At 63.0% G+C, this 23,502-nt stretch carries 26 protein-coding genes; 10 read left to right on the plus strand and 16 right to left on the minus strand.

The genetic code is table 11. The features are described 5' to 3' along the window. The first annotated feature begins 2 nt into the window (after positions 1 to 2). The 4 genes from ACU8HS_RS14035 to ACU8HS_RS14050 are packed head-to-tail and all read left to right on the plus strand — an operon-like array spanning position 3 to position 3,383. Complete coding sequence (locus ACU8HS_RS14035) at positions 3 to 731, plus strand: PIG-L deacetylase family protein (RefSeq protein ID WP_112563007.1); 729 nt, start codon at positions 3 to 5, stop codon at positions 729 to 731. Next, positions 731 to 1,402 carry a 4-carboxy-4-hydroxy-2-oxoadipate aldolase/oxaloacetate decarboxylase gene (locus ACU8HS_RS14040; protein WP_447014581.1) on the plus strand — a complete coding sequence of 224 codons (672 nt, stop codon included), beginning with the start codon at positions 731 to 733 and terminating at the stop codon, positions 1,400 to 1,402. The genes ACU8HS_RS14035 and ACU8HS_RS14040 overlap by 1 nt, the downstream gene beginning before the upstream one ends. After that, positions 1,395 to 2,453 (plus strand): 4-oxalomesaconate tautomerase, encoded by a 1,059-nt coding sequence (locus tag ACU8HS_RS14045; RefSeq protein ID WP_447014582.1) that lies wholly within the window; start codon positions 1,395 to 1,397, stop codon positions 2,451 to 2,453. The genes ACU8HS_RS14040 and ACU8HS_RS14045 overlap by 8 nt, the downstream gene beginning before the upstream one ends. Before the next feature lie 51 nt (positions 2,454 to 2,504). Further along, entirely contained in the window at positions 2,505 to 3,383 is an 879-nt protein-coding gene (locus ACU8HS_RS14050; RefSeq protein ID WP_447014583.1) for a DUF1932 domain-containing protein, read from the plus strand. Between the two features lie 140 nt (positions 3,384 to 3,523). Here ACU8HS_RS14050 and ACU8HS_RS14055 read toward each other — a convergent pair whose 3' ends face one another. Genes ACU8HS_RS14055 through ACU8HS_RS14070 form a run of 4 tightly spaced genes read right to left on the minus strand, consistent with a single transcriptional unit; the run spans position 3,524 to position 5,738 of the window. Further along, positions 3,524 to 3,850, minus strand: a complete 327-nt coding sequence (locus ACU8HS_RS14055) for a YciI family protein (RefSeq protein ID WP_447014584.1) — start codon at positions 3,848 to 3,850, stop codon at positions 3,524 to 3,526. After that, positions 3,850 to 4,692: a class III extradiol dioxygenase family protein gene (locus tag ACU8HS_RS14060; RefSeq protein WP_112562999.1), complete on the minus strand. Its 843-nt coding sequence runs from the start codon at positions 4,690 to 4,692 to the stop codon at positions 3,850 to 3,852. The genes ACU8HS_RS14055 and ACU8HS_RS14060 overlap by 1 nt, the downstream gene beginning before the upstream one ends. Then, the gene (locus ACU8HS_RS14065) at positions 4,685 to 5,035 is read right to left on the minus strand and encodes an extradiol ring-cleavage dioxygenase (RefSeq protein ID WP_112562997.1); all 351 of its coding nucleotides are present in this window, start codon (positions 5,033 to 5,035) and stop codon (positions 4,685 to 4,687) included. Before ACU8HS_RS14065 ends, ACU8HS_RS14060 begins: the two co-directional genes overlap by 8 nt. Further along, positions 5,028 to 5,738, minus strand: a complete 711-nt coding sequence (locus ACU8HS_RS14070; protein ID WP_447014585.1) for an alpha/beta fold hydrolase — start codon at positions 5,736 to 5,738, stop codon at positions 5,028 to 5,030. Before ACU8HS_RS14070 ends, ACU8HS_RS14065 begins: the two co-directional genes overlap by 8 nt. 198 nt (positions 5,739 to 5,936) lie before the next feature. On the opposite strand from ACU8HS_RS14070, the gene ACU8HS_RS14075 reads away from it, so the two are divergent. The 3 genes from ACU8HS_RS14075 to murA all read left to right on the plus strand — a co-directional run bounded on the left by ACU8HS_RS14075 (position 5,937) and on the right by murA (position 9,760). After that, positions 5,937 to 6,671: a GntR family transcriptional regulator gene (locus tag ACU8HS_RS14075; protein ID WP_112704733.1), complete on the plus strand. Its 735-nt coding sequence runs from the start codon at positions 5,937 to 5,939 to the stop codon at positions 6,669 to 6,671. Between the two features lie 157 nt (positions 6,672 to 6,828). Then, positions 6,829 to 8,241, plus strand: a complete 1,413-nt coding sequence (gene ligM / locus ACU8HS_RS14080; protein ID WP_112562991.1) for a vanillate/3-O-methylgallate O-demethylase — start codon at positions 6,829 to 6,831, stop codon at positions 8,239 to 8,241. A 205-nt stretch (positions 8,242 to 8,446) separates the two neighbouring features. Then, positions 8,447 to 9,760, plus strand: coding sequence for a UDP-N-acetylglucosamine 1-carboxyvinyltransferase (gene murA / locus ACU8HS_RS14085; RefSeq protein WP_112562989.1), 1,314 nt, complete (start codon positions 8,447 to 8,449; stop codon positions 9,758 to 9,760). 3 nt (positions 9,761 to 9,763) lie between these two features. On the opposite strand, the gene ACU8HS_RS14090 is transcribed toward murA, so the two are convergent. From ACU8HS_RS14090 to ACU8HS_RS14110, 5 genes are read right to left on the minus strand one after another with little or no spacing between them, the layout of a single operon-like run. Beyond that, entirely contained in the window at positions 9,764 to 10,462 is a 699-nt protein-coding gene (locus tag ACU8HS_RS14090; RefSeq protein WP_112753573.1) for an ABC transporter ATP-binding protein, read from the minus strand. After that, positions 10,462 to 11,208, minus strand: coding sequence for an ABC transporter ATP-binding protein (locus tag ACU8HS_RS14095; protein WP_447014586.1), 747 nt, complete (start codon positions 11,206 to 11,208; stop codon positions 10,462 to 10,464). The genes ACU8HS_RS14090 and ACU8HS_RS14095 overlap by 1 nt, the downstream gene beginning before the upstream one ends. Next, positions 11,205 to 12,239, minus strand: coding sequence for a branched-chain amino acid ABC transporter permease (locus ACU8HS_RS14100; protein ID WP_447014587.1), 1,035 nt, complete (start codon positions 12,237 to 12,239; stop codon positions 11,205 to 11,207). Before ACU8HS_RS14100 ends, ACU8HS_RS14095 begins: the two co-directional genes overlap by 4 nt. Further along, positions 12,236 to 13,096, minus strand: coding sequence for a branched-chain amino acid ABC transporter permease (locus ACU8HS_RS14105; RefSeq protein ID WP_112562981.1), 861 nt, complete (start codon positions 13,094 to 13,096; stop codon positions 12,236 to 12,238). The genes ACU8HS_RS14100 and ACU8HS_RS14105 overlap by 4 nt, the downstream gene beginning before the upstream one ends. 54 nt (positions 13,097 to 13,150) lie before the next feature. After that, positions 13,151 to 14,326 (minus strand): ABC transporter substrate-binding protein, encoded by a 1,176-nt coding sequence (locus ACU8HS_RS14110; RefSeq protein WP_447014588.1) that lies wholly within the window; start codon positions 14,324 to 14,326, stop codon positions 13,151 to 13,153. Between the two features lie 335 nt (positions 14,327 to 14,661). Between ACU8HS_RS14110 and ppk2 the strand changes: the two genes are divergently transcribed. Continuing rightward, the gene (gene ppk2, locus ACU8HS_RS14115; RefSeq protein ID WP_447014589.1) at positions 14,662 to 15,570 is read left to right on the plus strand and encodes a polyphosphate kinase 2; all 909 of its coding nucleotides are present in this window, start codon (positions 14,662 to 14,664) and stop codon (positions 15,568 to 15,570) included. Between the two features lie 71 nt (positions 15,571 to 15,641). On the opposite strand, the gene ACU8HS_RS14120 is transcribed toward ppk2, so the two are convergent. From ACU8HS_RS14120 to ACU8HS_RS14135, 4 genes are all read right to left on the minus strand, one after another. Next, entirely contained in the window at positions 15,642 to 16,484 is an 843-nt protein-coding gene (locus tag ACU8HS_RS14120) for an ABC transporter permease (RefSeq protein WP_112562975.1), read from the minus strand. Between the two features lie 3 nt (positions 16,485 to 16,487). After that, positions 16,488 to 17,369: an ABC transporter permease gene (locus ACU8HS_RS14125; RefSeq protein ID WP_112562973.1), complete on the minus strand. Its 882-nt coding sequence runs from the start codon at positions 17,367 to 17,369 to the stop codon at positions 16,488 to 16,490. Then, complete coding sequence (locus ACU8HS_RS14130) at positions 17,366 to 18,475, minus strand: ABC transporter ATP-binding protein (RefSeq protein WP_447014590.1); 1,110 nt, start codon at positions 18,473 to 18,475, stop codon at positions 17,366 to 17,368. Before ACU8HS_RS14130 ends, ACU8HS_RS14125 begins: the two co-directional genes overlap by 4 nt. A gap of 71 nt (positions 18,476 to 18,546) precedes the next feature. Next, complete coding sequence (locus ACU8HS_RS14135; RefSeq protein WP_112562969.1) at positions 18,547 to 19,722, minus strand: extracellular solute-binding protein; 1,176 nt, start codon at positions 19,720 to 19,722, stop codon at positions 18,547 to 18,549. A gap of 235 nt (positions 19,723 to 19,957) precedes the next feature. On the opposite strand from ACU8HS_RS14135, the gene ACU8HS_RS14140 reads away from it, so the two are divergent. Both ACU8HS_RS14140 and uxuA read left to right on the plus strand, forming a co-directional pair. Beyond that, positions 19,958 to 20,680 (plus strand): GntR family transcriptional regulator, encoded by a 723-nt coding sequence (locus tag ACU8HS_RS14140; protein ID WP_447014591.1) that lies wholly within the window; start codon positions 19,958 to 19,960, stop codon positions 20,678 to 20,680. 30 nt (positions 20,681 to 20,710) lie between these two features. Continuing rightward, positions 20,711 to 21,898, plus strand: a complete 1,188-nt coding sequence (gene uxuA / locus ACU8HS_RS14145; protein ID WP_447014592.1) for a mannonate dehydratase — start codon at positions 20,711 to 20,713, stop codon at positions 21,896 to 21,898. A gap of 46 nt (positions 21,899 to 21,944) precedes the next feature. Here the strand turns inward: uxuA and ACU8HS_RS14150 are convergent, their stop codons facing one another. The 3 genes from ACU8HS_RS14150 to ACU8HS_RS14160 form a co-directional block, all read right to left on the minus strand. Further along, positions 21,945 to 22,355 (minus strand): ACT domain-containing protein, encoded by a 411-nt coding sequence (locus ACU8HS_RS14150; RefSeq protein ID WP_447014593.1) that lies wholly within the window; start codon positions 22,353 to 22,355, stop codon positions 21,945 to 21,947. 366 nt (positions 22,356 to 22,721) lie between these two features. Further along, positions 22,722 to 22,928 carry a hypothetical protein gene (locus ACU8HS_RS14155; protein WP_112563207.1) on the minus strand — a complete coding sequence of 69 codons (207 nt, stop codon included), beginning with the start codon at positions 22,926 to 22,928 and terminating at the stop codon, positions 22,722 to 22,724. 149 nt (positions 22,929 to 23,077) lie between these two features. Then, positions 23,078 to 23,446 carry a response regulator gene (locus ACU8HS_RS14160; protein ID WP_112562962.1) on the minus strand — a complete coding sequence of 123 codons (369 nt, stop codon included), beginning with the start codon at positions 23,444 to 23,446 and terminating at the stop codon, positions 23,078 to 23,080. Between the last annotated feature and the right edge of the window lie 56 nt (positions 23,447 to 23,502).

The raw sequence follows: 23,502 nt of genomic DNA on the forward strand, positions 1-23,502 counted from the left end.
TCATGGCGAAGACGGCCTTGGTCATCAGCGCGCATTCGGCGGATTTCGTCTGGCGCTGTGGCGGCGCGATCGCGCTGCATCAGGAAAAGGGCTACGAGGTCACGGTCGTCTGCCTGTCCTATGGCGAGCGCGGCGAGAGCGCCAAGCTCTGGAAGAATGCCGGAATGACGCTTGAAAAGGTGAAGGCGGCGCGGCGCATCGAAGCGGAAAATGCCGCGCGGGCGCTCGGTGTGCATGACATCCAGTTCTTCGATCTCGGGGACTATCCGCTGGTCGTCGATCAGGAGGCAAAGTTCCGGCTGGTCGACGTGATCCGTGCCGTGCAGCCGGAATTCATGCTCAGCCACTCCAGGTGGGACCCCTATAATACCGACCATATGTACGCGACACAGGTCGCGCTTGAGGCACGGATGATCGCGCAGGCCTGGGGGCATAATCCGGGCGAGAAAATCCTCGGCGCGCCGCAGCTCTATCTCTTCGAGCCGCATCAGACCGAGCAGATGGAATGGAAGCCCGATGTCTTCCTGGATATCTCGCCCGTCTGGGAGAAGAAATGGGCGGCGATCCAGTGCATGGAGGGACAGGAACACCTCTGGCACTACTACAGGAATGTCGCCGAAAACCGTGGCAACCACTTCATGCGCAATTCCGGCGGGCAGTCGGGCGGCCGCAAGGCGACGCATGCCGAGGGCTTCCAGTCGGTCTTCCCGCGAACGGTGGACGAACTCTGATGGCGATCGTTGTCCGGAACATCGAACGGGCGGAGCGATCCGTCATCGATCGGCTCGCGGCTTGCGGGGTGGCGACCGTGCACGAGGCGCAAGGTCGAAAGGGGCTGCTTGCGAGCTATATGCGGCCGATCTATCCGGGCGCGAGGATCGCGGCGAGTGCCGTGACCATATCCGCGCCTGCGGGCGACAACTGGATGGTGCATGTGGCGATCGAACAGATCAGGGAAGGGGACCTCTTGCTGCTTGCGCCGACCAGTCCCTGCGAGGATGGATATTTCGGCGATCTCCTGGCGACGTCGGCCATGGCGCGCGGTTGCCGCGGGCTCGTCATCGATGCGGGCGTGCGCGATGTCGCAGATCTCAGGGAGATGAAGTTCCCTGTCTGGTCCAGGGCGATTTTTGCGCAGGGCACGGTCAAGGAGACGCTGGGCTCGGTCAACATTCCCGTCGTCTGCGCCGGGGCGCTCGTCAATCCCGGCGACGTTGTCGTCGCCGATGACGACGGGGTCTGCGTCGTGCGGCGGGAAGAGGCGGCCGAGGTCGCCGACAAGGCCGAGCAGCGTGTTGCGGCGGAAGAAGACAAACGCCGGCGGCTTGCTGCCGGCGAACTCGGGCTCGACATCTACAAGATGCGCGAGCGGCTGGCACAGAAGGGGCTGAAATATGTCTGACCCCGTTCCGCAGGAAGGCGTGCGCTGCATGTGGATGCGCGGCGGCACGTCCAAGGGCGGTTATTTCCTGGCGGAGGACCTGCCGGAAGATCGCGACGCGTTTCTGCTTCGCGTCATGGGGTCGCCCGATCGACGGCAGATCGACGGCATGGGCGGGGCCGATCCGCTGACCTCGAAGGTCGCGGTCGTCAGGCGGTCGGAGCGGCCCGGTGCCGATATCGACTATCTCTTCCTGCAGGTCTTCGTCGAGGAGCCCATCGTCACCGATGCGCAGAACTGCGGCAATATCCTTGCCGGCGTCGGCCCTTTTGCCATCGAGCGCGGCCTTGTCGAGGCTGGCGACGGGCAGACGGAAGTGCGGATCTTCATGGAGAATACCGGGCAGATCGCCACTGCGAAGATCGCCACGCCGGGTCGCCGCGTGACCTATGCGGGAGAGGCCCGCATCGACGGGGTTCCGGGCGCCTCAGCTGCGGTGCCGATCACATTTGCAGAGACGGCGGGTTCGAGCTGCGGGGCGCTTTTGCCGACGGGCCATGCTGCTGACGTCATCGAGGGGATCGAATGCACGTTGATCGACAATGGCATGCCGTGCGTCGTCATGCTGGCGAGCGATCTCGGCATAGAGGGCACGGAAAGACCTGATGAGCTCGAAGCCGACAACGAGCTGCGAACGAAACTCGAGGCGATCCGGCTGAAGGCCGGGCCGATGATGAATCTCGGCGACGTCTCGAAGAAGTCGGTGCCGAAGATGACGATGGTTTCGCGCCCAAGGGCCGGCGGCGCGATTTCGACGCGCACTTTCATTCCCCATCGTTGCCATGATGCGATCGGCGTGCTCGGCGCCGTCAGCGTGGCGACGGCCTGCCTCTTGCCGGAAGGGCCGGCGGCGAAGCTGGCGGTCGTGCCCGATGGCGGCGAGAAACTGATCTCGGTCGAACACCCGACCGGCGAGATGAGCGTGATTGCAACGGTCAGGGATGGTGTCGTGACGGATGCCGCTGTGTTGCGCACCGCCCGCAAGCTCTTCGACGGATATGTCTTTGCGTGACCGCCGGAATGTTTCGGCGAGCGCGTGGTCCTTCGGAAATGGGAGGTTGGCATGAAGATCGGGTTTCTGGGATATGGCGAAGCGGCGCGCGCATTCCATGAGGGGTTGGCCCGGCCGGGCCTGAGCTTCGTCGCCTACGACATCCTGCTCGCTTCCAACGGTGCGGCAATGCGCGAGGCGATGCGGATGCGCGGGGCCGGGATCTGCGAGACCATTGCCGGACTTGCGGATGCGGACTGGGTGTTCAGTGCCGTGACGGCGGATCAGAGCCTGCTTGCCGTCGAACCGCTCCTGCCGCATCTGCGCCAGGGGCAGGTGGTCATCGATATCAATTCGGTCTCTCCCGGCAGGAAGCGGGAGACGGCTGCCGCTATAGAAGCGGCCGGCGGCGAATACCTCGACATGGCTGTCATGGCGCCGGTTCATCCGCGCAAGCATCAGACGCCGGTTCTGCTTGCCGGCGGGCCGGTAGAGAGGCTGTTGCCCGAACTTTTCCGTCTCGGGTTCTCCGGCGAAATCGCAGGGACCGCGCCCGGTGCCGCGACGGCGATCAAGATGGTGCGTTCGCTGTTCGTGAAGGGCTTGGAGGCGATCACCGCCGAGGCCCTGCTCGCGGCAAAGGCGTCCGGCTGTTACGACGAAATCCTCTCCTCGCTTTCGGGGTCCTTCCCCGGCCTCAACTGGCCGCAATTTGCCGAATACCAGATGGAGCGCACGACGCGGCACGGCCGGCGGCGGGCCGCGGAGATGCGCGAGAGCGCGGCAACGCTCGAGGCGCTTGGCCTTCGTGGCGGGCTGGCGGCAGAGATCGCCGAGGTGCAGGAACGCCTGGGCGCCTGCGGCGTCGGGCAGGCCAGCGGATTGGAAGAAACCGTCGGGCGCGTGCTGGAATTGCGGTTGAAGGCGCACAGGGCCGAACAGGCGGGCTGATCGCGATCGTGGCCTGGATGAGGGGGCTATAGCGAACAAGCGACCTTCCCTCGTGTTCCGGTCGTTCCCTCCCTTGTTGTGCCAGCCCCCTCATCTGCCCCTCTCCGGGGCACCTCCTCCCGCTGGCGGCGGAACCGAATTTACGGCCTCGGCGTCATCGGATCGCTGATACGCCCGGCCTGGAATGTCGCAGGCAATGGCGTGAGTTCGATCTTTGCCACAATGCCCGCCTTGTTGAAAGGGTCGCCCTCGGCAAAGGCTTTGGCTTCGGCCAGACCTGCTGCTTCCAATATGCCGAAATTGCCGATCGGGGCCCCGCGGGCATCCTGCAGGGCAGAGCCGATCAGCACTGTGGCAAGGCCTTCGCCGCCCGATTGTACCCAGGCGCGATGAGCCGGGCGATGCCGGTCGCGGGCCGCATCCTGTCCCTCGTGATGCAGGCAGCGCATGAGGAAGAAGGCCGGCATCAGGCGGCGTTTTCCAGAACGACCATGCCGGCGCCGGTCATGGAGGCCGGGGCGTGGTAGTGTTTGTGGATGAGGTTGACCTGTTCGTCCATCGCGGCGCGCATGACCAGCCACATGATGAGTTCGGCGCCTTCGGAGCCGAACTGCTCCACATAATCCTCACGGCTCATCGCGCGGTAAGGCTCCGGATTGGCGGCGATGCCATCCAGCCAGGCGCGATCGGCCGCCTGGTTGATGAAGCCGGCGCGCGCACCCTGCAGCTGATGCGACAGGCCGCCCGTGCCGAGGATGACGACCCGCTCGTCGCCCGGCCAGCTTTCGATCGCCTCGCGCAGCACCTTGCCCATTTCCCAGCAGCGCTGCGGTGTGGGGATCGGGTACTGGATCGTGTTCACCCAGATCGGCAGAACCTTGACGGGCCAGCGCTCCGGCCGGCCGAAGAAGAGTTCCATCGGTACCTGCAGGCCGTGATCGACCTCGATCTCACGGCAGACCAGCGGATCGAAATGGCGCTCGACCAGCCTGTCGACGAAGTGCCAGGAGAAATCGACGGCACCTTCGAAGGCGGGAATGGCCCGCGGACCCCAGCCTTCATCGACCGGCCGATAGCTTTCAGCCACGCCGACGGCGAAGGTCGGCACGCGATCGAGGAAGAAGCTGTTGCCGTGATCGTTGAAGACGACGACGGCGATATCGGGCCGCGCCTCGCGCATCCACTGCTTGCCGGCTTCGTAACCGTCGAAGAAGGGTTTCCAGTCCGGTGTGTCACGCAGGCCCTTGTCGAGCGCTGCGCCGATCGAGGGGACGTGGCTCGTTCCGAGGCCGCCGATGATCTTAGCCATGTCTCTTCTTTCCCAGCCGTTCGTAGAGAAAATCCTCATGCGACATGCCGGCCTGGGCCGCGCCAATCTGCGTGATCGGGGTCGGATCGACAGCGGCGATCTTGAGGATGAAAAACAGGTTGCCGCCGAGGCGCACCATCTCGCGCCAGTCGCGGCTCTTGACCGCGGCCCTTTCCTCCTCGCTCAAGGCGAAGCGGGCGAGATAGGCGTCCTCATCGGCCTTGAAGGCTTCGCGGTTGTCCATCTGGCCGAGCGCCATCGCCATCTTGTTCAGCCGGTAGCCGCGGATCGAGCCGGCCCGGTCGAAGAGCGGCGTATCGGGAATGGCTGTCTTCTCAGGCATCGGCTCCTCCAAATCTACGTGTCAGCCAGCCAGTGATTGCGGCGGTGACTTCGGCAGGCCGTTCCACGGGTGCGAAATGGCCGGCATCTTCGACAATGACAAGTTCCGTATCGGGTGCCGCGTCGGCGATTTCCTGGTGCTGGGCGAGCGGGCTCCAGCCGTCGTGGCGTGCGGCGACAAGCAGGATGGGGCAGCCGAGTTCGGCCATGTAGGCTGACGCGTTCGGCCGGTCGATCAGCGCGCGGATCTGCCGCTCGTGCACGTCGGGGCCGGCCCGCAGCACCATGGCGCGCAGGCCGGCGACCAGTTCCGTGTCCGACAGCCGGGCGGGGCTGAGCATCGGCGGCAGCCATTCGTCGGCAAGGTCCTCCATGCTGCGGTGGCCGAGATCGATCATCTGCTGGCGCCTGATTTCTTCGCCATCGCGTTTCGGGTGATGGCCGGTATTGGCCAGCACGAGCCCCTTGACGCGATCCGGTGCGATGCGTGCCATTTCCATGGCGACGCGGCCCCCCATGGAATGGCCCGCTACGATCAGATCGCCCTCGGTGGCGGCGAGAACGCTTTGCGCCATGCCCGATATCGAGGAGGCGTGGGAGACATCGGCCGCGTGCACAGGCATGCGGTGTGCCACGGCGTCGGCAAGCGATGCCCAGACAATGCCGTCGGACACGAGCCCCGGAATGAGCACGAGCGTTGCCATCGATTTTCCTCCCGCAGATCAGTCATCACAAATGTATACATCATGTCAAGAGATCGGCGAATTCTGTGCCGATAATCGTCGCATTGAGGAAATTATCCCGCTGTCGTGCATACAATCATATGATAGGATGCCGGCCCGGGGTGGGGTTTTGTATGCGTTCTGGCTGTTATATACATTTAGCCGGGATTGGAGGCGTCGATGAAGCAGAGTGAAGCCGCAACGCATGGCCGTCGCGCCGTCATCGAGTTGCGGGAAAAGATTTTGAGCGGCGAATTGCAGGGCGGCACGCGCCTCTTCGAAGTGCCGCTGGCCGAGGCGCTCGATATTTCCCGGACGCCGGTGCGTGAGGCAATGTCGCGGCTCACGGAGGAGGGGCTGCTCGATCGCCTGCCGAATGGCGGCTTTGTGGTTCGTCGTTTCGGTTTTGCCGATGTGGTCGATTCCATCGAAGTGCGTGGCGTGATGGAAGGCATGGCGGCAAGGCTGGCGGCCGAACGCGGCGTTCCGGCTGATGCGCTCGAGGATATCAAGCAGACGGTGCTCAAGCTCGACGACTGTTTTGGCGAGCAGCTCGACGATGTCGATTTCGATGCCTATTCCGATCTGAACGAGAAATTCCACCATCAGCTTGCCGCGCTTGCCGGCAGCGAGATCATCCGGCGTGAAGTGGAGCGGGCAAGCTCGCTGCCCTTTGCGTCCCCTTCGGCCTTCCTGCCGGACAAGGCCGATATTGCCGCGTTTCGCCGTTCGCTGCGTTCCGCGCAGGACCAGCACAGGGCGCTCGTCAGCGCGATCGAGGCACGGGAAGGCAGCCGCGCGGAAGCGATCGCCAGGGAGCATGCGCGCACGGCGCGGCGCAATCTTGAATACATTCTTGCAGAAGACCCGACGCTCATCGAACAGATCAGGGGACTTGCGCTGATTCACCGATAATATCGGACAAATCGGGTTTTGGAGGGGGGCGGCTCGGGCCGCCCTTTTGCGTTTCCGTCTCCGGGAGTAGGATGCTGCCGGCAGAAAATAGGCTTGCAATCCGATCGCATTGGGCATTTCATGTATACATTATCGCATGCCAATGGGAGGACATCAGGTGGCGAGATCGAACCTATCCGAAGTTTTGAAGTCGGCCGGCAATACGGTGGAACTGCTGCGCAATTCCAAGGTCGGCATGTATGTATACCCGGTCGTGGCGGCCGAGTTTTCCAACTGGCGCTCGGAGCAGGCGGCATGGCGCAACTCCGCCGTTCTCTTCGACCAGTCGCATCACATGGACGAGCTGACCGTCGAAGGCCCCGACGCGGAGAAGTTCCTTGCCTATCACGGCATCAACTCCTTCTCGAATTTCGATACGAACCGCGCCAAGCATTTCGTGCCGGTCACGCCGGCCGGTCACGTGATCGGCGACCAGATCATCTTCCGCGAGCGCGAGGACAAGTTCATCCTCGTCGGCCGTTCGCCGACATCCAACTGGCTGATGTTCTGCGCCGCCTACGGCAAGTGGAACGTGCGGCTGAAATATGATCCGCGTTCGCCCTCGCGGCCGGAAGGCGAACGTGTGCTGCGCACCCACTACCGCTACCAGATCCAGGGACCGGACGCCCCGAAGATCTTTGAGAAGATGAATGGCGGGCCGATCCCCGACATCAAGTTCTTCCATGTCGACAGGATCAAGGTCGGCTCGAAGACGGTGAACGCGCTGCGCCACGGCATGTCCGGCGCGCCGGGTCTGGAGATCTGGGGTCCCTACGAGGACAAGGCCTATATTCTCTCGGTCATCCTGGAATCGGCAAAGGCGGCGGGTGTCGATCTCGTGCGCTGCGGCAGCCGCGCCTATTCGACCAACACGCTGGAATCCGGCTGGATCCCGTCGCCGCTGCCCGGCATCTATACCGGCGACGGCATGCTGGCCGCCTATCGCGACTGGCTGGGCGCAGACAGCTACGAGGCGACGGGCGCGATCGGCGGCAGTTTCGTCTCGAGCAATATCGAGGACTATTACGTCAATCCGTTCGAGCTCGGCTACGACTTCTATATCGGCTGGAAGAAGGACGACTTCATCGGCAAGTCGGCGCTCGAAAAGATGAAAGGCAGGACGAACCGCAAGAAAGTGACCTTCGAGTGGAATGCCGAAGATGTCGTCAATGTCATCGCCTCGGCCTTCCGTCCGGGCGAGGATCATTTCAAGTGGATCGACTTCCCGCAGCCGAACTATGCCTCGACCAGCGCCGACAAGATCATGCGCGACGGCAAGATGGTCGGCATGTCGATGTTCAACGGCTACAGCTATAATGAGCGCTGCATGCTTTCGCTCGGCATCGTCGATGCCGACGTGCAGGTGGGTGACGTTCTGACCCTCGTCTGGGGCGAACCCGATGGCGGTTCCGGCAAGACCTCGGTCGAGCGGCACAAGCAGGCGGAAATCCGCGTGCGCGTTTCGCCCACGCCCTATTCCCGTGAAGCCCGCGAGAATTACGCCGACAGCTGGCGCAGCAAGAAGGGCTGAGTTCCGACACCACCATCCACGGTGTTACCGACGGCGCCCGGGAGGGCGCCGTTTCTTATGGATTCGTCCCGCCGTCTTGGCTCTAGCCGTCCGCGCGCGGCGGCGTTAAAAAACAGCCGCACTTCCCGATCGGCGATCAATCCGATGTCACAATGACAACGCAGATATGCCCCCTGAAAAATCGATTCGAACAAGGACGACAGCAGTGGCACAGGCCCAGCCGCATGAGCGAATTCAATATATCGTCGAGGGCGGCCACCGCCTTGCCGGCGAAATCCATCCAAGCGGCAACAAGAATGCCGCCCTGCCGATCATTGCCGCGTCGCTTTTGACCGACAAGCGGGTGCATCTGACCAATGTGCCGCGCATCCGCGATGTCGAAGCGCTGGTCGAGTTGATCCAGTCCGTCGGTGCAAGGGCGCGCTGGCTCGGCCGCAACGAACTCGAAATCGAAGCAAGCGACCTGAAGCCGGCCGATCTGGACCCCGCCCTCTGCGCCCGGATCCGCGCGTCCATCCTGCTTGCCGGTCCGATGCTGGCGCGGTGCGGCGAGATCACGCTGCCGCCGCCGGGCGGCGATGTCATCGGGCGGCGCCGCGTCGATACGCATTTCCTGGCCCTCGAGCAGCTGGGCGCCGAAATCAGCGTCAACGGTTCCTACAGTTTCCGCGCCGCACAGCTGCGCGGCGCTGATGTCTTCCTCGACGAACCCTCCGTCACGGCGACGGAAAACGCGCTCTGCGCGGCCGTTGCCGCCGAAGGCAAGACGATCCTGCGCAACTGCGCGTCCGAGCCGCATGTCCAGGATCTCGCGCATTTCCTCATCGCCATGGGCGCGAGGATCGAAGGCATCGGCACCAACACCATGACCATCCACGGCGGCCAGCCGCTTGGCGGCGCGTCGCATCGCATCGGCCCGGACCATAACGAGGTCGGCTCGCTGATCGGCCTTGCCGCCGTGACCGGTTCCGAGATCGTCATCCGGCGAGCGGGTGTAGAACATCTGCGCTCGACGCTGATGACCTTCGAGCGTCTCGGCATCCGTTGCCGCATCGAGGGCGACGATCTCGTGGTGCCGGCAGGCCAGGAGATGAAGATCCAGCCGGATTTCGGCGGGCATATCCCGAAGATCGAGGACCAGCCCTGGCCGGCCTTCCCGGCCGACACCATGTCGATTGCCATCGTGACTGCCTCGCAATGTGACGGCGTGGTGCTGATGTTCGAGAAGATGTTCGAAAGCCGGATGTTCTTCGTCGACAAGCTGATCGCCATGGGCGCGCGCATCGTGCTCTGCGATCCACACCGCGCGATCGTCGCCGGTCCGTCGAAGCTGCGCGCCGCACAGGTGGAAAGCCCCGACATCCGTGCCGGCATGGCGATGCTGATTGCCGCCATGTGCGCCGAGGGTACGAGCGTCATCAACAATGCCCAGCAGATCGAACGCGGCTATGAGCGGATCGAGGAGCGGTTGAACGCGCTCGGCGCGCGCATCACCCGCGTTCCGCCGCGCGAGGCTTGAGCCTCAAACGCTGAGATGGGCGTCGAGCGTCTCCGGAGAGGCGAGCAGTGCTTGTGATGTGTCGCGATAGCTCACCGCGCCGCGTTCGAGCACGATGACCTCATCCGTCAGCGGCAGCACCTTGCGGGCCTTCTGCTCGACGATGATCGCCGACATGCCTTCGCCGGTGACGATGCGGCGAAGTGCGGCCAGAAGTTCGTCGACGATGATCGGGGCGAGACCTTCGAGCGGCTCGTCGAGCAGCAGGATTTTCGGGTTGAGCATCAGGGCACGGGCGATGGCGAGCATCTGCTGTTCGCCGCCGGAGAGCTGGTTGCCAAGGTTGCGGCGGCGTTCCTGCAGGCGTGGGAACATCTGGTAGACGCGGCTGACGTTCCATGCGCCGGGGCGGGCGCTCGCCGTGAGGTTTTCTTCCACCGTCAGCGAGCGGAAGATATTGCGCTCCTGCGGCACCCAGCCGATGCCAAGCGGTGCGCGCTTTTCCGCCCCGAGCCGGGTGATGTCGCGCTGCTGCAGGTGGATGGAGCCTGCATGGTGGGTGGTTACACCGATGATGGTGTTCAGAAGGGTCGTCTTGCCGGCGCCGTTGCGGCCGAGCAGGGCGAGCGAACGGCCTTCCTCCAGCGTGAAATCGACCTTGGCAAGAACATGGGCTTCGCCATATCCGGCGACGAGGCGTTCGATCCGAAGCAGTTCGGCCATTACGCATCCTCCCCGAGATAGATGGCCTTCACCTGCGGATCCCTGGAGATCTCGGCCACAGTCCCCTCGGCAAAGAGTGCCCCGGCGGCAAGCACCGAAATACGGTCCGCGAAGGAGAAGATGAGATCCATGTCGTGTTCAATCAGCACGACCGTCACGTTGGCCGGCAGTTCGCGGACGATGCCGAGAACCTCGTGCCGCTCCTCTTCGGGAACGCCGGCGGCAGGTTCGTCAAGCAGCAGCACTTTCGGCTGCATGGCGATCGCAAGGGCGATTTCGAGCAGACGTTGCTTGCCGTAGGGCAGGAGCGTTGTCGGCACGCCCATGACATCGGCGAGGCGGAAGCGTTCCAGCAGGCTGGCGGCTTCATCGGCGACTTCGCGGTCCGCAGAGAGCGGCCGCCAGCCGAAACGGCCATGCCCCCGCCGTTCGCTGATTGCCAGCATGACGGAATCGAGCGGTGAGAAATCGCCGAAGAGCTGGTTGATCTGGAAGGTGCGCGACAGGCCCTTGCCGACCCGGCGGTAGGAAGAGACGCCGGTGATGTCTTCCCCGGCGAGCAGGATCTCGCCGCTGTTCGGCGTCAGAACACCGGTCAGCAGGTTGATGATGGTGGTCTTGCCGGCGCCGTTCGGGCCGATCAGGGCATGACGGGCGCCCTGGCGGATCTGCAGAGAGACGTCGTTGGTGGCGACGAAACCGCCGAAGCGTTTGACGAGATGGCGGGTTTCCAGCGCGAGCGTCATTTGCTTTCCTCAGCCACGGCTTGCTGCATGCGGGTCTCACGCTTGCGCGCCGAACCCGGCAACAGCCTCCGCCAGCTTGGCAGGCGTTCGCGGCCGACCAGAACGATGATGATGAGCACGAGGCCGATCCAGAACATCCAGTATTGCGGCGTGATGACCGAAAGCCAGTTGCGCAGGATGGAGAAGACGACCGCGCCGAAGACGCCGCCATAAAGATAACCGACGCCGCCGATGACCAGCACCAGCAGCACCTCCGCCGAACGGTGGAAGGCAAGCACATCGGGCGAAACGAAGCTCGTCGTCTGCGTCAGAAGCGCGCCCGCAATACCGGCATAGGCGGCGGAGATCGTGTAGATCGCGACGATGCGGCGTGTGGGCGAGATGCCGAGCATGGAGGCGCGGCGCTGATTGCGCTTGATCGCCTTCAGCGACAGGCCGAAGGGAGAATGGACGATGCGTCGGGCGATGTAGGTGAGAGCGATCAGCACGATCAGGCAATAGACGTAGCCGGTGCGGCCCCAGAGATCGAATTCGAAATAACCGAGGATCGGGTTCAGCATCACGCCGCTCAGCCCGTCGGCGCCGCCCGTCAGCCAGGCTGCCTGATTGACGAGTTCGGCAAGCAGCATGGCGACGCCGAAGGTGGTCATCAGGCGCGTGAGATCGGAGCCGCGCAAGACGAGGAAACTCGTCAGGAAGCCGAAGAGGCCGCTGACGAGAGCGGCCGCCAGCAGGCCGATGACCGGCTCGCCCGAGACATGGACCGCAAAAAGGCCCGCCGCATAGGCTCCGAGGCCGAAGAAGGCCGTGTGGCCGAGCGAGACGATGCCGCCATAACCGAGGATGAGATCGAGCGAGACGGCAAAGAGCGCCAGGATGGCGATCTCCGTCAGGATCAGCATCTGCGACGGCAGGACAAAGATCGCGGCGATGGCGACCAGCCAGAGCAGAAATTCCCAGACATGCCACCGGCCGGCACGCTTCAGGAGCCCCATGGCCTCGTCGGAGGCATTGTTGCGTTCGCCGTTCATCGGCTGCCCTCCCGGGAGAAGAGGCCATGGGGCCGCAGGATCAGTACGAGGATCATGACGGCATAGATGATGAAGGCGCCAAGCTGCGGCACGTAATATTTGCCGGCGACATCGGCAATCCCAAGCAGCAGTGCGGCAATGAAGGGACCCGTTATCGACGAGGTGCCGCCGACGGTGACGACGATCATGAAATAGATCAGGTATTTCAGCGGAAAGTTCGGGTCGAGGCCGAGCAGTTCGGTGCCGAGCGCGCCGCCAAGGCCGGCGAGGCCCGAACCGAGCGCGAAGGTCAGCGCGAAAATGACGGAGACGTTGATGCCCATGCCGCGGGCGACGCGGCCGTCATCGACGGCGGCGCGCAACTGGCTGCCGAAGCGGGTACGGGTGAGCGCCAGCTGCAGCGCGACCGTCAGCACGGCGCAGATAACGATGATGAAGAGGCGGTAGCGGCCGATATCGATGCCCAGAAAGCCGAAGCGGCCGCTGAGCTCGGGCGGCAGGTTGATGAGCTGCTGCTGGCCGCCCATGAAATAATCGATTGCCGAAATCGACATGAAGACGAGGCCGATCGAAAACAGCACCTGGTCGAGATGCGAGGCCGAATAGAGGCGGCGATAGAGCAGCCGTTCCAACAGGGCGCCGACGAGGGCGGTGACGACGAAGGCGGCCGGCAGGCACCAGTAGAAGGACATGCCGTAGCGGTTCATCATGATGACGGTGATGTAGCCGCCGGCCATGGCGAAGGCGCCGTGCGCCAGATTGACGAAATTCATCAGGCCCAGCGTGACAGACAATCCGCAGGCGAGAACAAAGAGAAGCATGCCATAGGCGATGCCGTCGAACAGGATTGTCAGCATGAGACCTCACTGCGTCCAGACGGCGGAATTGCTTCCGCCGCCTGTTCCAAAGGCTTACTTGGCAGCCGTATTCGGATCGTGGATCTTCGGGTACGTGGCGAACTCGACATTGTAGAGCTCGCCGTTCTTCTCCTTGACCTCGCGCATGTAGATATCCTGCACGATGTCGCGGGTTTCGGGATCGATGGTGATCGGGCCGCGCGGGCTGACGAACTCCATGCCCTTCATGGCGTCGACGAGCTTGGTGCCGTCCGTATCGCCACCGGTCTTTTCGAGGGCGGCATAGGCGACATGCATGGCGTCATAACCGCCGACCGACATGAAGTTCGGTCGCATGTTGTTGTTGGCCTTGCGGACTTCGGCGACGAAAGCCTGGTTTTCCGGGCTGTCGTGGTCGCTCGAATAGAAGTGGCCGGTAATGACGCCCTTGGCGGCCGGTCCCATGCCGTTCAGCAGATCGTCATCGGTCACGTCGCCGGTGGCGATCAGTTTGATGCCGGCATCCGCCAGGCCCCGGTCGACGAACTGTTTCATGAAGATGGCGCCGACACCCGAGGGCACGAAAACGAAGAGGGCGTCGGGCTTGGCGTCACGCACACGCTGCAGGAAGGGTGCGAAATCCGGGTTCTGCAGGGGAACGCGCAGCGCCTCGACAACCGTGCCGCCTTCCTTCTTGAACTGGTCGGTGAAGCCCTTCTCGATGTCGATGCCGGGACCGTAATCGGTCACCAGCGTGACGACACGCTTCAGGTTGTTCTGGACGGCCCAGGTGGCGACCGGAACGGCAGACTGCGGGCCTGCCATCGAGGTGCGCACGAAATAGGGCGACTGCTTCATGATGGCAGACGTGGTGGCCGAGGTGATGATCGCCGGGACCTTTGCCTGGTTGAGAACCGGCGCGACACCCATGGCAAGCGGCGTCAGGCCGAAGCCGACGAGCATCTTGACGCCGTCATTGACCACGAGTTCCTGGGCGATGCGGCGGGTCTGGTCGGCGGTCCCGGCATCGTCACGCAGGACGAGTTCGATCTTCTTGCCCGCAACCGTGTCGCCGTTGATTGCCATGTATGCGCGCGCGCCGGCCTCGACCTGGCGCCCGGTCGAGGCAAAAGGGCCCGTCATCGGCAGGATCACGCCGATCTTGACCGTTTCCTGTGCAAATGCAGGCGTGCCGGCAAGCGTGGCAAGTGCCGCGCCGGCTATGAATAGTCTTCTTGAAAACGAAACCATGTATACTCCTCCCTTTGTTGCGCATCATATCTCTCTCCCAGAGATACGCCCGCGACCTGGGCATTTTCCCTCTCTCCTCCAGAGGAAAAAGCTGATGCCGCGGAAATTGCTCAGCAACATCAATGTATACATAAAACTTGACATGGCACAAGCTGCGACGCCGGTCGGTCCTGCCAACAGGGCTTGGCGCAAGCACGGTTGGACGCTCCGGCTGAACGGTATTTTGCGCCTGCGGTCCTTGCGTTTTGCCAAGGCAAATCTTCCGTCGTCGCAACTCTGTCATATAGCTATGGCGAGAACGTGCTTTATCGAGTGAATAGAACAGGGAGCGTGCCATGATCGAAAACACTCAGCTCGACCGCATCAAGAATGAAATCGCCGATAGCTTCGACGAGGAGCTGGAAATGCAGATGGAGGAGGACCGGCTCGACGAGCTGGTTGCCGAGGGCATGCCCGGCGAGGCGGAGCAGACACTCGACCGCAAGCTCTATTTCCGTGAACTTTTCCGCCTGCAGCACGAATTGGTCCGTCTTCAGGACTGGGTCCAGTACAAGAAGCTCAAGGTCGTCGTGCTTTTCGAAGGCCGCGATTCCGCCGGCAAGGGCGGTGCGATCAAGCGCGTGACGCAGCGCCTCAATCCGCGCGTCTGCCGCGTCGTGGCCCTTCCGGCGCCGACCGAGCGCGAGCGGAACCAGTGGTATTTCCAGCGCTATACGCCGCATCTGCCGACAGCCGGCGAAATGGTGCTCTTCGACCGCAGCTGGTATAACCGCGCCGGCGTCGAGCGCGTCATGGGCTTCTGCACGAAGGATGAACTGGAAGAATTCTTCCGTTCCGTGCCGGAATTCGAGCGCATGCTGGTTCGTTCCGGCATCATTCTCATCAAGTACTGGTTCTCGATCACGGACGAGGAACAGGAATTCCGCTTCAACATGCGTATTCACGATCCGCTGAAGCAGTGGAAGCTTTCACCGATGGACCTGCAGAGCTGCGTCCATTGGGAGGAATATACCAAGGCCAAGGAAGAGATGCTCGACCGCACGCATATTCCCGAAGCCCCGTGGTGGGTGGTCCAGGCCGTGGACAAGAAGCGGGCGCGCCTCAACTGCATCGCCCATCTCTTGGCGCAGATCCCCTATGAGGATGTGCCGAAGGAGGCGATCGTGTTGCCGGAGCGCGTGCGCCATGATGATTATCATCGCGCCCCGGTTCCGCCGGAAATGTACGTTCCCGAAGTCTATTGATCGAAAAGGCTGCTGCCGGAAGCCGGCAGCAGCCTATCGCGAAGCCGTGTCGCCGTTTTGCGTGCGACGCTTCAATGCGCCGATTGCTGCTTGGCGCGGGCGACGATCTGCGTCGGATTGACGAATTGCAGTGCGATGACGAGCCAGAAGAGCGTCGTCACCATATAGACCACCGCCATCGCATCGATCGACTGGCCGGCACGCACGCCTGAAGCAAAGACCGCATAGTAGAGCGAGACGACGAGCGTCTGCGTCTGCGGCCCGGCAATCAGGAAGGTCAGCTCGAACATGGCGAGCGTGCGTACGAGCACCAGCAGAAGTGCCGCCAGCATGCCGGGCAACAGAAGCGGCAGCAGAATACGGATGAAAAGACTTGTGGTCCCGGCGCCGAAGACACGGGCGGCGGCCTCTATGCGCGGATCGATCTGCTCGATGAAGGGGATCATGACCAGCACGACGAACGGAAAGGACGGCACGAGGTTGATCAGCACCACGCCCCAGAAGGTGCCGCCGAGTCCAAGCTGGTAAAGCACGGTCGCCAGCGGAATGCCGTAGGTGAGCGGCGGGATCAACAGCGGCAGCAGGAAGAGCAGGATGATGGCGCGCTTGCCGGGGAAATCGCGTCGCGCCAGCGCGTAAGCGGTCAGCACGCCGAGAATGCCCGAGATGATGACGACGACGAACACCATCTCGAAGGTGACGATCAAGACGCTGGAGAGCTGGAACTCGCTCCAGGCGCTGAAATACCAGCGGTCGGTCCAGCCGCGCGGCAGCCAGGTGCCGAGCCAGCGTGTCGCAAAGGAGTTGAGAATGACGACTGCGATGATCGCCAGCAGATTGAGGACAAAGAGCGTGGCAAGCGCCCAGACGGCGATGCGCCAGATCTTCGAGGTCAGGCCCTGGTCACGGATCATGGCTCAACCTTTCGTGCCGCCGGCCGGGCCGCGGTAGAAGAGCGAACGTGCGCCGAGAACGGCGACGACGACGATAAGCTCGACCATGCCCATGATAAGGGCGATCGCCGTGCCGTAGGAATGGTCATATTGCTCGAAGGCGGCCTGATAGGCGGCGATCGAAATGACGCGCGTCGGCCCCGCCGGCGCGCCGAGCAGGACGGCGGACGGAAACACCGCGAAGGCCTGGACGAAAGACAGGCAGAACGTCACGGCAAGGCCGGGTACCAGAAGCGGCAGGAAGACGCGCGTGAAGCGCTGCCGCGCATTGGCGCCAAGCGTTGCGGCGGCCTGTTCGATCGCGGGATCGATGCCGGTGATATAGGACAAGGTCAGCAGGAAGGCGAAAGGAAAGCCTGTTATCAGCAGCGAGGCGAAGACGCCCCAATAGTTGTTGGTCAGTTTGACCGGCGAATCCAGGATGCCGAAAAGGATGAGAGCCTGGTTGAACCAGCCGCGCGGGCCGAGATAGGTCAGAAGCCCGTCGGCGACGAAAACCGTGCCGAGCGTGATCGGCAGCACGAGGATCGTCGTCAGCAGCCGCTGCCGGCGCATCAGGCGGACGCGGAAGGCGACCGGGATCGCGAAGGCGAGGTTGACGATCGTCACCGGCAGGGCAAGCCACATCGTGTTGGCGATCGTGCCGTACTGGAACTGGTCGGAGAAGAATTTCGCGTAGTTCTCGTACCAGACGCCGCCATCCTTCGGCATCAGGGAATCCGCGACGCCGTAGACGAAGGGATAGATGAAGAGGGCGATCATGAAGAGCAGGCCCGGCAGGACGAGCAGGGTCGTGCCGTCGAGGCCTTGAGCCGCGAGACGGGTTTTCAGCGACGGGCCGCTCATGCCGGCGCTCCCCTGAAGACCAGTGCGCGGCCGGTAACCGGTTGCAGCGTGGCGGAGGAGCCGCGCGCCAGCGCATCGTCGGCGCGGAAATAGAGTTCCGATCCGTCCTTCGAGCGGGCCATGCCGAAGAAGGCGCGGCCGCGATATTCGGTGCTGGCAACGGTCACGGGAATGCCGGTGCCGTCCGTGGTGGCGACAAGGTCTTCCGGGCGCACGGAGAGCACGGCGGCATCGCCGACGGCGAGGGTATCGCGCATGGTGCCGGTCAGCCGCGCGCCGGCGGCTTCGATTTCCGCTTCGCTGCCGGAAACGGAGATGACACGACCGGGAATGCGGGTGCGGAAGCCCATGAAATCGGCGACATTGAGATTGACCGGGCGCTGGTAGAGATCCTGCGGCGTGCCGATCTGCTGGATGTGGCCCTGGCTCATGACGACGATGCGGTCGGCCAGCGACAGGGCCTCGTCCTGGTCGTGGGTGACATAGATGGTCGTGGAGCCGATCTGGTCGTGGATGCCGCGGATTTCGGCGCGCATTTCCAGGCGCAGCTTGGCGTCCAGGTTGGAGAGCGGCTCGTCCATCAGGACGATCGGCGGCCGGATGACGATGGCACGGGCGATGGCGACGCGCTGCTGCTGGCCGCCGGAGAGCTGGCCGGGCAGCTTGTCCGCCTGGCTTTCGAGGCGCACGAGCGCCAGCGCATCCATGACGCGCTTGTCGGCTTCCGCGCCGCGGATACCCTGCATGGCAAGACCGAAACCGACATTCTTTCGCACGCTCATATGCGGGAACAGGGCATAGCTCTGGAAGACCATGCCGAAGCCGCGCTTTTCCGGCTCCAGCTGGTCGATGCGATCGCCGCCGAGGCGGATTTCGCCGCCGGAGAGGCCAAGCAGGCCGGCAATGCAGTTCAGCGCGGTGGACTTGCCGCAGCCGGAGGGGCCGAGAAGCGCGATAAATTCGCCGGGTTCGATGGTCAGATCGATGCCGTCGAGGGCGTTATAGGCGCCGAAGGATCGCTTGATGCCATCAAGCTCAAGGCGCGCATTTTTCCGCGATGACGCCGCTGCTGCGTTTTGAACCGGCAAAGTCAATGCAATCTCCATTTATCGGCAATCATGGCCGCCAGAGGTCCGGCGCTGGCAGGCCAGCGCCGGACTATTGTGATGGACAGGGATCAGCCTTTCTTGGCGCCGATCTTTTCGTCCCAGATGCGGAAGGCCTGGACGAGCTGCTTGGGCTCCAGCGGCACTTCCAGCGGGCTGCCGGCGATCCAGTCGGCATATTCCGGCCGTCCGAATTCCTTGATGACGTCCTGGCTTTCTGCCGGCGCCATCTCGAGCGTGACGTCCTTCACGGCCGGGCCGGGATAGAAGTAACCGGCGTCATAGGCGATCGCCTGCTGCTGCGGCTGGTAGATGAAGTTCAGCACGTCGAGCAGGACGCCGACCTTCTCGTCGGAAACGCCCTTCGGGATTGCCGCATAATGGGCGTCCGTGACCCAGTGGAAGCCTTCCAGCTTGCCGACCTTGGCTTCCTCGGGAACGATGCCGAGTGCGCGCGGGTTGATATCCCAGCCGGTCGTGGTGGCGACGATGTCGCGCGTGCCTTCGCCGAGTTCCTTGAAGACCACGGCAGTGCCGGTCGGGTAATATTCGATGTTTTCGCCGAGCGCGGCCAGATATTCCCACGTCTTGGCCCAGCCGTTGACCGGGTCGCGCGGGTTGCTGTCGCCGAGCAGGTACGGCAGGCCCATCAGCAGCGTGCGGCCGGGACCGGAATTCGCCGGGCGGGCATAGAGGAACTTGTTCTTGTTCTGCTTCGCCCAGTCGAGCAGTTCCTGCGCCGTCTTCGGCGGGGTCGCCACCTTGTCCGGCATGTATTCGATCAGCGGGCCGGACGGGTAATAGGTGATGACGACGCCCTGATCCTTGGCGAGCGCCTGCATCTTGAAGGCCTGCGGCAGCAGGATGCTTTCAAGATCGGGAAGGGCGGATTTCTTGCCGGACATGTCGATCCACAGGCCCTGGTCGACGCCGGCCGAAAGCGCGTCCGTGCCGGTCAGCACGAGATCGATATCCACCTTGCCGGCAGCCTGCTGGGCCTGGATCTTGGCCGGCAGTTCCGGTGCGGGGGCTTTGGTGAAGGAGAAGCTGGAAACGAATTCCGGCTTGGCCTTGGCGTAGTTTTCGAACATGCCCTGCGTCAGCGCCAGGTTGCCGGCGACATCGACGATGGTGATGGTAACAGGACTTGCCGGTGCCTTTGCCTGCGCGAATGCGCGAAGCGGCAGTATTCCGGCGGCCGCGACGCCGGCAGCTCCGCCGACGAACGTTCTGCGTGTGATCTTCATTCTGTCCTCCTCCGTTGCGGCGGTGCCGGCCTCAGCCCCGAGCACCGCCCGTTTGCATCGCAATGCACGTCCCACGCGTCGATGCGCCGGTTTCCCGGCGGCATCAAACGCTTGCTGCTCGAAGCTTTCCTCCGGTTGCAATTCACGCCGCCGTTCTCCTCCGCGGCATGTCTTGGCAACAGAATTCAATTGATATACTAGTATGCATGAAAGTGTCAACGTCCCGAGACCATGCATGCGGCAGGCTTCCGACCCTGAAATCCTTGCCTTTCCGGCGCCACGCGAGGCCGGCGGAAAGATTCGGCGCGTGACGACGGCGGCGGCGATCCACGAGCGGCTGCATGCCGATATCGTGTCGCTGAAAATTCCTCCGGGCACGGTCTTGCAGGAAAAGCGGATTGCCGAGGATTTCGGCGTCAGCCGGACACCGGTTCGCGAGGCGCTGCTGCGGCTGTCGGAAGGCGGTCTCGTCGATATCTACCCGCAGTCGGGCACGGTGGTTTCGCGCGTTCCGGTCTCGGCTATTCCGGAAGCGGTCATCGTGCGCAAGGCGCTGGAGGGAACGACGGTGGAGGCGGCCGCCGGCATTGCGACGGAGGCCGATATCGCCCACCTCGATGCGATTATCGCGCGGCAGAAGACGCATGCGGCGCTCGGCAACGCCTCAAGCTTTCATGAAGAGGACGAGGCCTTTCACGAGGCGATCGCGCAAATTGCCGGTTATCCCGGCATCTGGGCCATCCTGAAGACGGTGAAAGTGCAGATCGACCGAGCGCGGCGCCTGACGCTGCCGGTCCTCGGGCGCATGGACAACGTCGTGGGCGAGCATATGGTGATCCGCGATGCGATCGCGGCGCATGACGGCGCGGCGGCGCGCGAGGCCATGATCCATCACCTCAGTGCCGTCATTCCTGACGTGGCGGAACTGCGCTCGCAGTACCCGGACTATTTCTGCTAAAAAAAATGAAAGACCAAGGAGACAGATGAAATGCGGCAAGGTTGGAGATGGTTCGGGCCGGAGGCGCCGGTCACGCTGGACGAGGTGCGCCAGACGGGGGCGACGAATATCGTCTCATCGCTGCATCAGGTGCCGATCGGCCGTGCCTGGACCGAAGCGGAAGTGCGCGAACGCCAGTCGCTGATCGAGACGACACCCGCCGGCCGCTCGAAGCTGACCTGGAGCGTCGTGGAAAGCATTCCGATCCCTGACGCCGTCAAGCGCAAGGGCGGGCAGGCAAAGGCAGAAATCGAGGCCTGGATCGCCAGCCTCGAGGCTGTCGCCGCCTGCGGTATCCCGATCGTCTGCTACAACTTCATGCCTGTGGTCGACTGGACGCGTACCGATCTCGATTACGTGACGCCGACCGGCGCCACCGCCATGCGGTTCGACCATGAGCGTTTCGCTGCCTTCGAGCTGTTCGTTCTGCAACGACCGGGCGCTGCCGAAGAATATTCGGATGAGGACAAGGCGCGGGCCAAAGCCGTTTACGAAAGCATGACGGAAGCGGAAATTGCCGAGATTACCCGCATCATCACCTCGGCTCTTCCGGGCTCGACCACCGAGCCGCTTACCATTCCGGCCTTCCGCGAAAAGCTCGTCGCCTATCAGGGCATCGACGCCAGGAAGCTTCGCCAGCATCTCATCGAATTCCTCGAAGCCGTCGTGCCGGCTGCGGAAGCGCGCGGCGTGAAGCTGATGCTGCATCCCGACGACCCGCCGCGCTCGCTCTTCGGCCTGCCGCGCATCGCCTCGACGGCAGAGGACTACGCGGCGCTGTTTGATGCCGTGCCGGCCGCCGCCAACGGCATGTGCTATTGCACCGGTAGCCTCGGCGTGCGCGCCGACAATGATCTGCCGGCGATCGCGCGGCGTTTCGCCTCCCGCATCTATTTCGCGCATCTTCGCGCCACGACCCGCGAGGGCGACGGCCGTACGTTCCACGAAAGCGCGCATCTCGAGGGCGACGTGAACATGGTCGCGGTGCTGAAGGAACTGGTTGCCGAGGATCGCCGTCGCAGCGCCGATCAATCGATCGTCTTCCGCTCCGACCACGGCCACCGGATGCTTGACGACCTGCAGAAGAATGTCACGCCCGGCTATCCGGCAATCGGCCGTCTTCGCGGCCTTGCCGAGCTACGCGGCATTCTGCACGCGCTCGACGCGCCGCCGACCTGATTTTCTGTTTCAGGCAAGACCGCTGCACGTTTGCGCTGGCATTGCGTTAGCTCCGGCTTGCCGCCGAGAGCTGCCGCAGCGCTTCGATCGCCCGTTCGGCATCTGTCGCCGGCACGAAAATGTGGTCGTGGTAATAGGCCGCGACCACATTGGCGCTGATGCCGGCTTCGGTTAGCGCGCGCGAGAAGGCGGCGGTCAGGCCCACGGCCTCAAGCGAGGAATGCACTTTCAGCGTGATCTGCCGCAAAGGCGCGCTTGCCTGCAGCCCGGCCCTGTTCGCCGCATCCCGGGGCAGGATGAGCGTCAGGCCTTCCGTTTCGCGGAAGAGGCCGAGCGGGTGAAGGTGGAGATGGTCTTCCAGCTGCGAGGCCGGCACGGTGCAATAGACGAATTCGCCCTCCACCAATTCCGGCTCCATCGTGGCGAGAAGAACTGAGAGGTCGGTAATGCCTGTCATGTCATCTTCCCTGACGTCTCGTGTTATGGATGGCTGTTCTCCAGCACCGGAAGACCGGTGGTTGGAACGGATGAGTCGGCCGCGACACCGGATCGCGATCCGCGCAGGATTTTTGCGGGCGTTCGCGCCGGGACAGGCGGATGCGGGGCAGGCGGAGGCCATATCCTGCGGACGAGAACCCCTGCGAAATGTCCTTCCCGCCGGGAAGCTAACATGTTCTGCCGACAAGGCGAAGAAACGTGCGAGCATTTGCCGTGGCATGCGCAGGTTCAGGTGCGTCGTGACAGTGCGTGATGGCCCATCCGGCTGCCGGCAAATGCGCTGACCGACCGGGAGGAAAGCCGGTCAGCGCCGGAGGCGCAAGGATCAGAAACGGGTCCGGCCGATTTCATCCGGGCGGCGTTGCGCGGCAATGCGCACCGGCTGATACTCGTAGATCGGATTTTCCGGCTCCAGGCGCAAAAGCGCACAATGGAGCTTGTAATTCGCACCGGTCACGATGTTGGAGAAGATCACATCCATCAGAATGTTCTTCCCGACGCTGATAAAAATCGGACGCTTGAGCTTTATCATGGCGTTCACCTCGTTTTCTATCCAGTGGACTGGATTTTACGAGATCTACTTTAGTCTTTCGTGATATTATTTTGAATTATACATAGGTGTATGTTTCGGTTCGCTGCGTTCTGCAGAGGCAATACTATCAATTCCAGCGCAGTGAAGCCTCACGGCTTCAGCGCGATTTCCAGATAATTGATGAGGGAATCGAACTCGACCGGTTTGCCCAGAAAGGCCAAAGCCCCGCCTTCCATGGCTGCCGCGCGGGTTCGCTCGTCGCGATAGGAGGTCATGAAGATCATCGGCGGCTTTTCGGGCTCGCCGTTGAGGATTGCCTGCAGTTCGATGCCGCTCAGACCCGGCATCTTGACGTCGACGAGCATGCAGTCGATGGCCGCCCGGTCGTCAAAGGCCAGAAACTCTTCCGCGGAGGCAAAAAGCTTGCTCCGATAGCCGCAGGACTGGATGAGATCGTCAAGAGCCTCCCGGATGGCCTGATCGTCATCGACGACCGCGATTGTGGATGTATGTGACACGAGATTGTTAGCCTTGCTTATTCTTGCATTATCTGACGTCTATTATGAGGTTTTGG

Source organism: Rhizobium sp. KDH_Rht_773_N, assembly GCF_052946295.1.

What these genes read in the sequence shown, in the direction of transcription:
- ACU8HS_RS14035 (WP_112563007.1), top strand. Translation starts at nt 3, where the DNA reads ATGGCGAAGACGGCCTTGGTCATCAGCGCGCATTCGGCGGATTTCGTC.
- ACU8HS_RS14040 (WP_447014581.1), top strand. Translation starts at nt 731, where the DNA reads ATGGCGATCGTTGTCCGGAACATCGAACGGGCGGAGCGATCCGTCATC.
- ACU8HS_RS14045 (WP_447014582.1), top strand. Translation starts at nt 1,395, where the DNA reads ATGTCTGACCCCGTTCCGCAGGAAGGCGTGCGCTGCATGTGGATGCGC.
- ACU8HS_RS14050 (WP_447014583.1), top strand. Translation starts at nt 2,505, where the DNA reads ATGAAGATCGGGTTTCTGGGATATGGCGAAGCGGCGCGCGCATTCCAT.
- ACU8HS_RS14055 (WP_447014584.1), bottom strand. Translation starts at nt 3,850, where the DNA reads ATGCCGGCCTTCTTCCTCATGCGCTGCCTGCATCACGAGGGACAGGAT.
- ACU8HS_RS14060 (WP_112562999.1), bottom strand. Translation starts at nt 4,692, where the DNA reads ATGGCTAAGATCATCGGCGGCCTCGGAACGAGCCACGTCCCCTCGATC.
- ACU8HS_RS14065 (WP_112562997.1), bottom strand. Translation starts at nt 5,035, where the DNA reads ATGCCTGAGAAGACAGCCATTCCCGATACGCCGCTCTTCGACCGGGCC.
- ACU8HS_RS14070 (WP_447014585.1), bottom strand. Translation starts at nt 5,738, where the DNA reads ATGGCAACGCTCGTGCTCATTCCGGGGCTCGTGTCCGACGGCATTGTC.
- ACU8HS_RS14075 (WP_112704733.1), top strand. Translation starts at nt 5,937, where the DNA reads ATGAAGCAGAGTGAAGCCGCAACGCATGGCCGTCGCGCCGTCATCGAG.
- ACU8HS_RS14090 (WP_112753573.1), bottom strand. Translation starts at nt 10,462, where the DNA reads ATGGCCGAACTGCTTCGGATCGAACGCCTCGTCGCCGGATATGGCGAA.
- ACU8HS_RS14095 (WP_447014586.1), bottom strand. Translation starts at nt 11,208, where the DNA reads ATGACGCTCGCGCTGGAAACCCGCCATCTCGTCAAACGCTTCGGCGGT.
- ACU8HS_RS14100 (WP_447014587.1), bottom strand. Translation starts at nt 12,239, where the DNA reads ATGAACGGCGAACGCAACAATGCCTCCGACGAGGCCATGGGGCTCCTG.
- ACU8HS_RS14105 (WP_112562981.1), bottom strand. Translation starts at nt 13,096, where the DNA reads ATGCTGACAATCCTGTTCGACGGCATCGCCTATGGCATGCTTCTCTTT.
- ACU8HS_RS14110 (WP_447014588.1), bottom strand. Translation starts at nt 14,326, where the DNA reads ATGGTTTCGTTTTCAAGAAGACTATTCATAGCCGGCGCGGCACTTGCC.
- ppk2 (WP_447014589.1), top strand. Translation starts at nt 14,662, where the DNA reads ATGATCGAAAACACTCAGCTCGACCGCATCAAGAATGAAATCGCCGAT.
- ACU8HS_RS14120 (WP_112562975.1), bottom strand. Translation starts at nt 16,484, where the DNA reads ATGATCCGTGACCAGGGCCTGACCTCGAAGATCTGGCGCATCGCCGTC.
- ACU8HS_RS14125 (WP_112562973.1), bottom strand. Translation starts at nt 17,369, where the DNA reads ATGAGCGGCCCGTCGCTGAAAACCCGTCTCGCGGCTCAAGGCCTCGAC.
- ACU8HS_RS14130 (WP_447014590.1), bottom strand. Translation starts at nt 18,475, where the DNA reads ATGGAGATTGCATTGACTTTGCCGGTTCAAAACGCAGCAGCGGCGTCA.
- ACU8HS_RS14135 (WP_112562969.1), bottom strand. Translation starts at nt 19,722, where the DNA reads ATGAAGATCACACGCAGAACGTTCGTCGGCGGAGCTGCCGGCGTCGCG.
- ACU8HS_RS14140 (WP_447014591.1), top strand. Translation starts at nt 19,958, where the DNA reads ATGCGGCAGGCTTCCGACCCTGAAATCCTTGCCTTTCCGGCGCCACGC.
- uxuA (WP_447014592.1), top strand. Translation starts at nt 20,711, where the DNA reads ATGCGGCAAGGTTGGAGATGGTTCGGGCCGGAGGCGCCGGTCACGCTG.
- ACU8HS_RS14150 (WP_447014593.1), bottom strand. Translation starts at nt 22,355, where the DNA reads ATGACAGGCATTACCGACCTCTCAGTTCTTCTCGCCACGATGGAGCCG.
- ACU8HS_RS14155 (WP_112563207.1), bottom strand. Translation starts at nt 22,928, where the DNA reads ATGATAAAGCTCAAGCGTCCGATTTTTATCAGCGTCGGGAAGAACATT.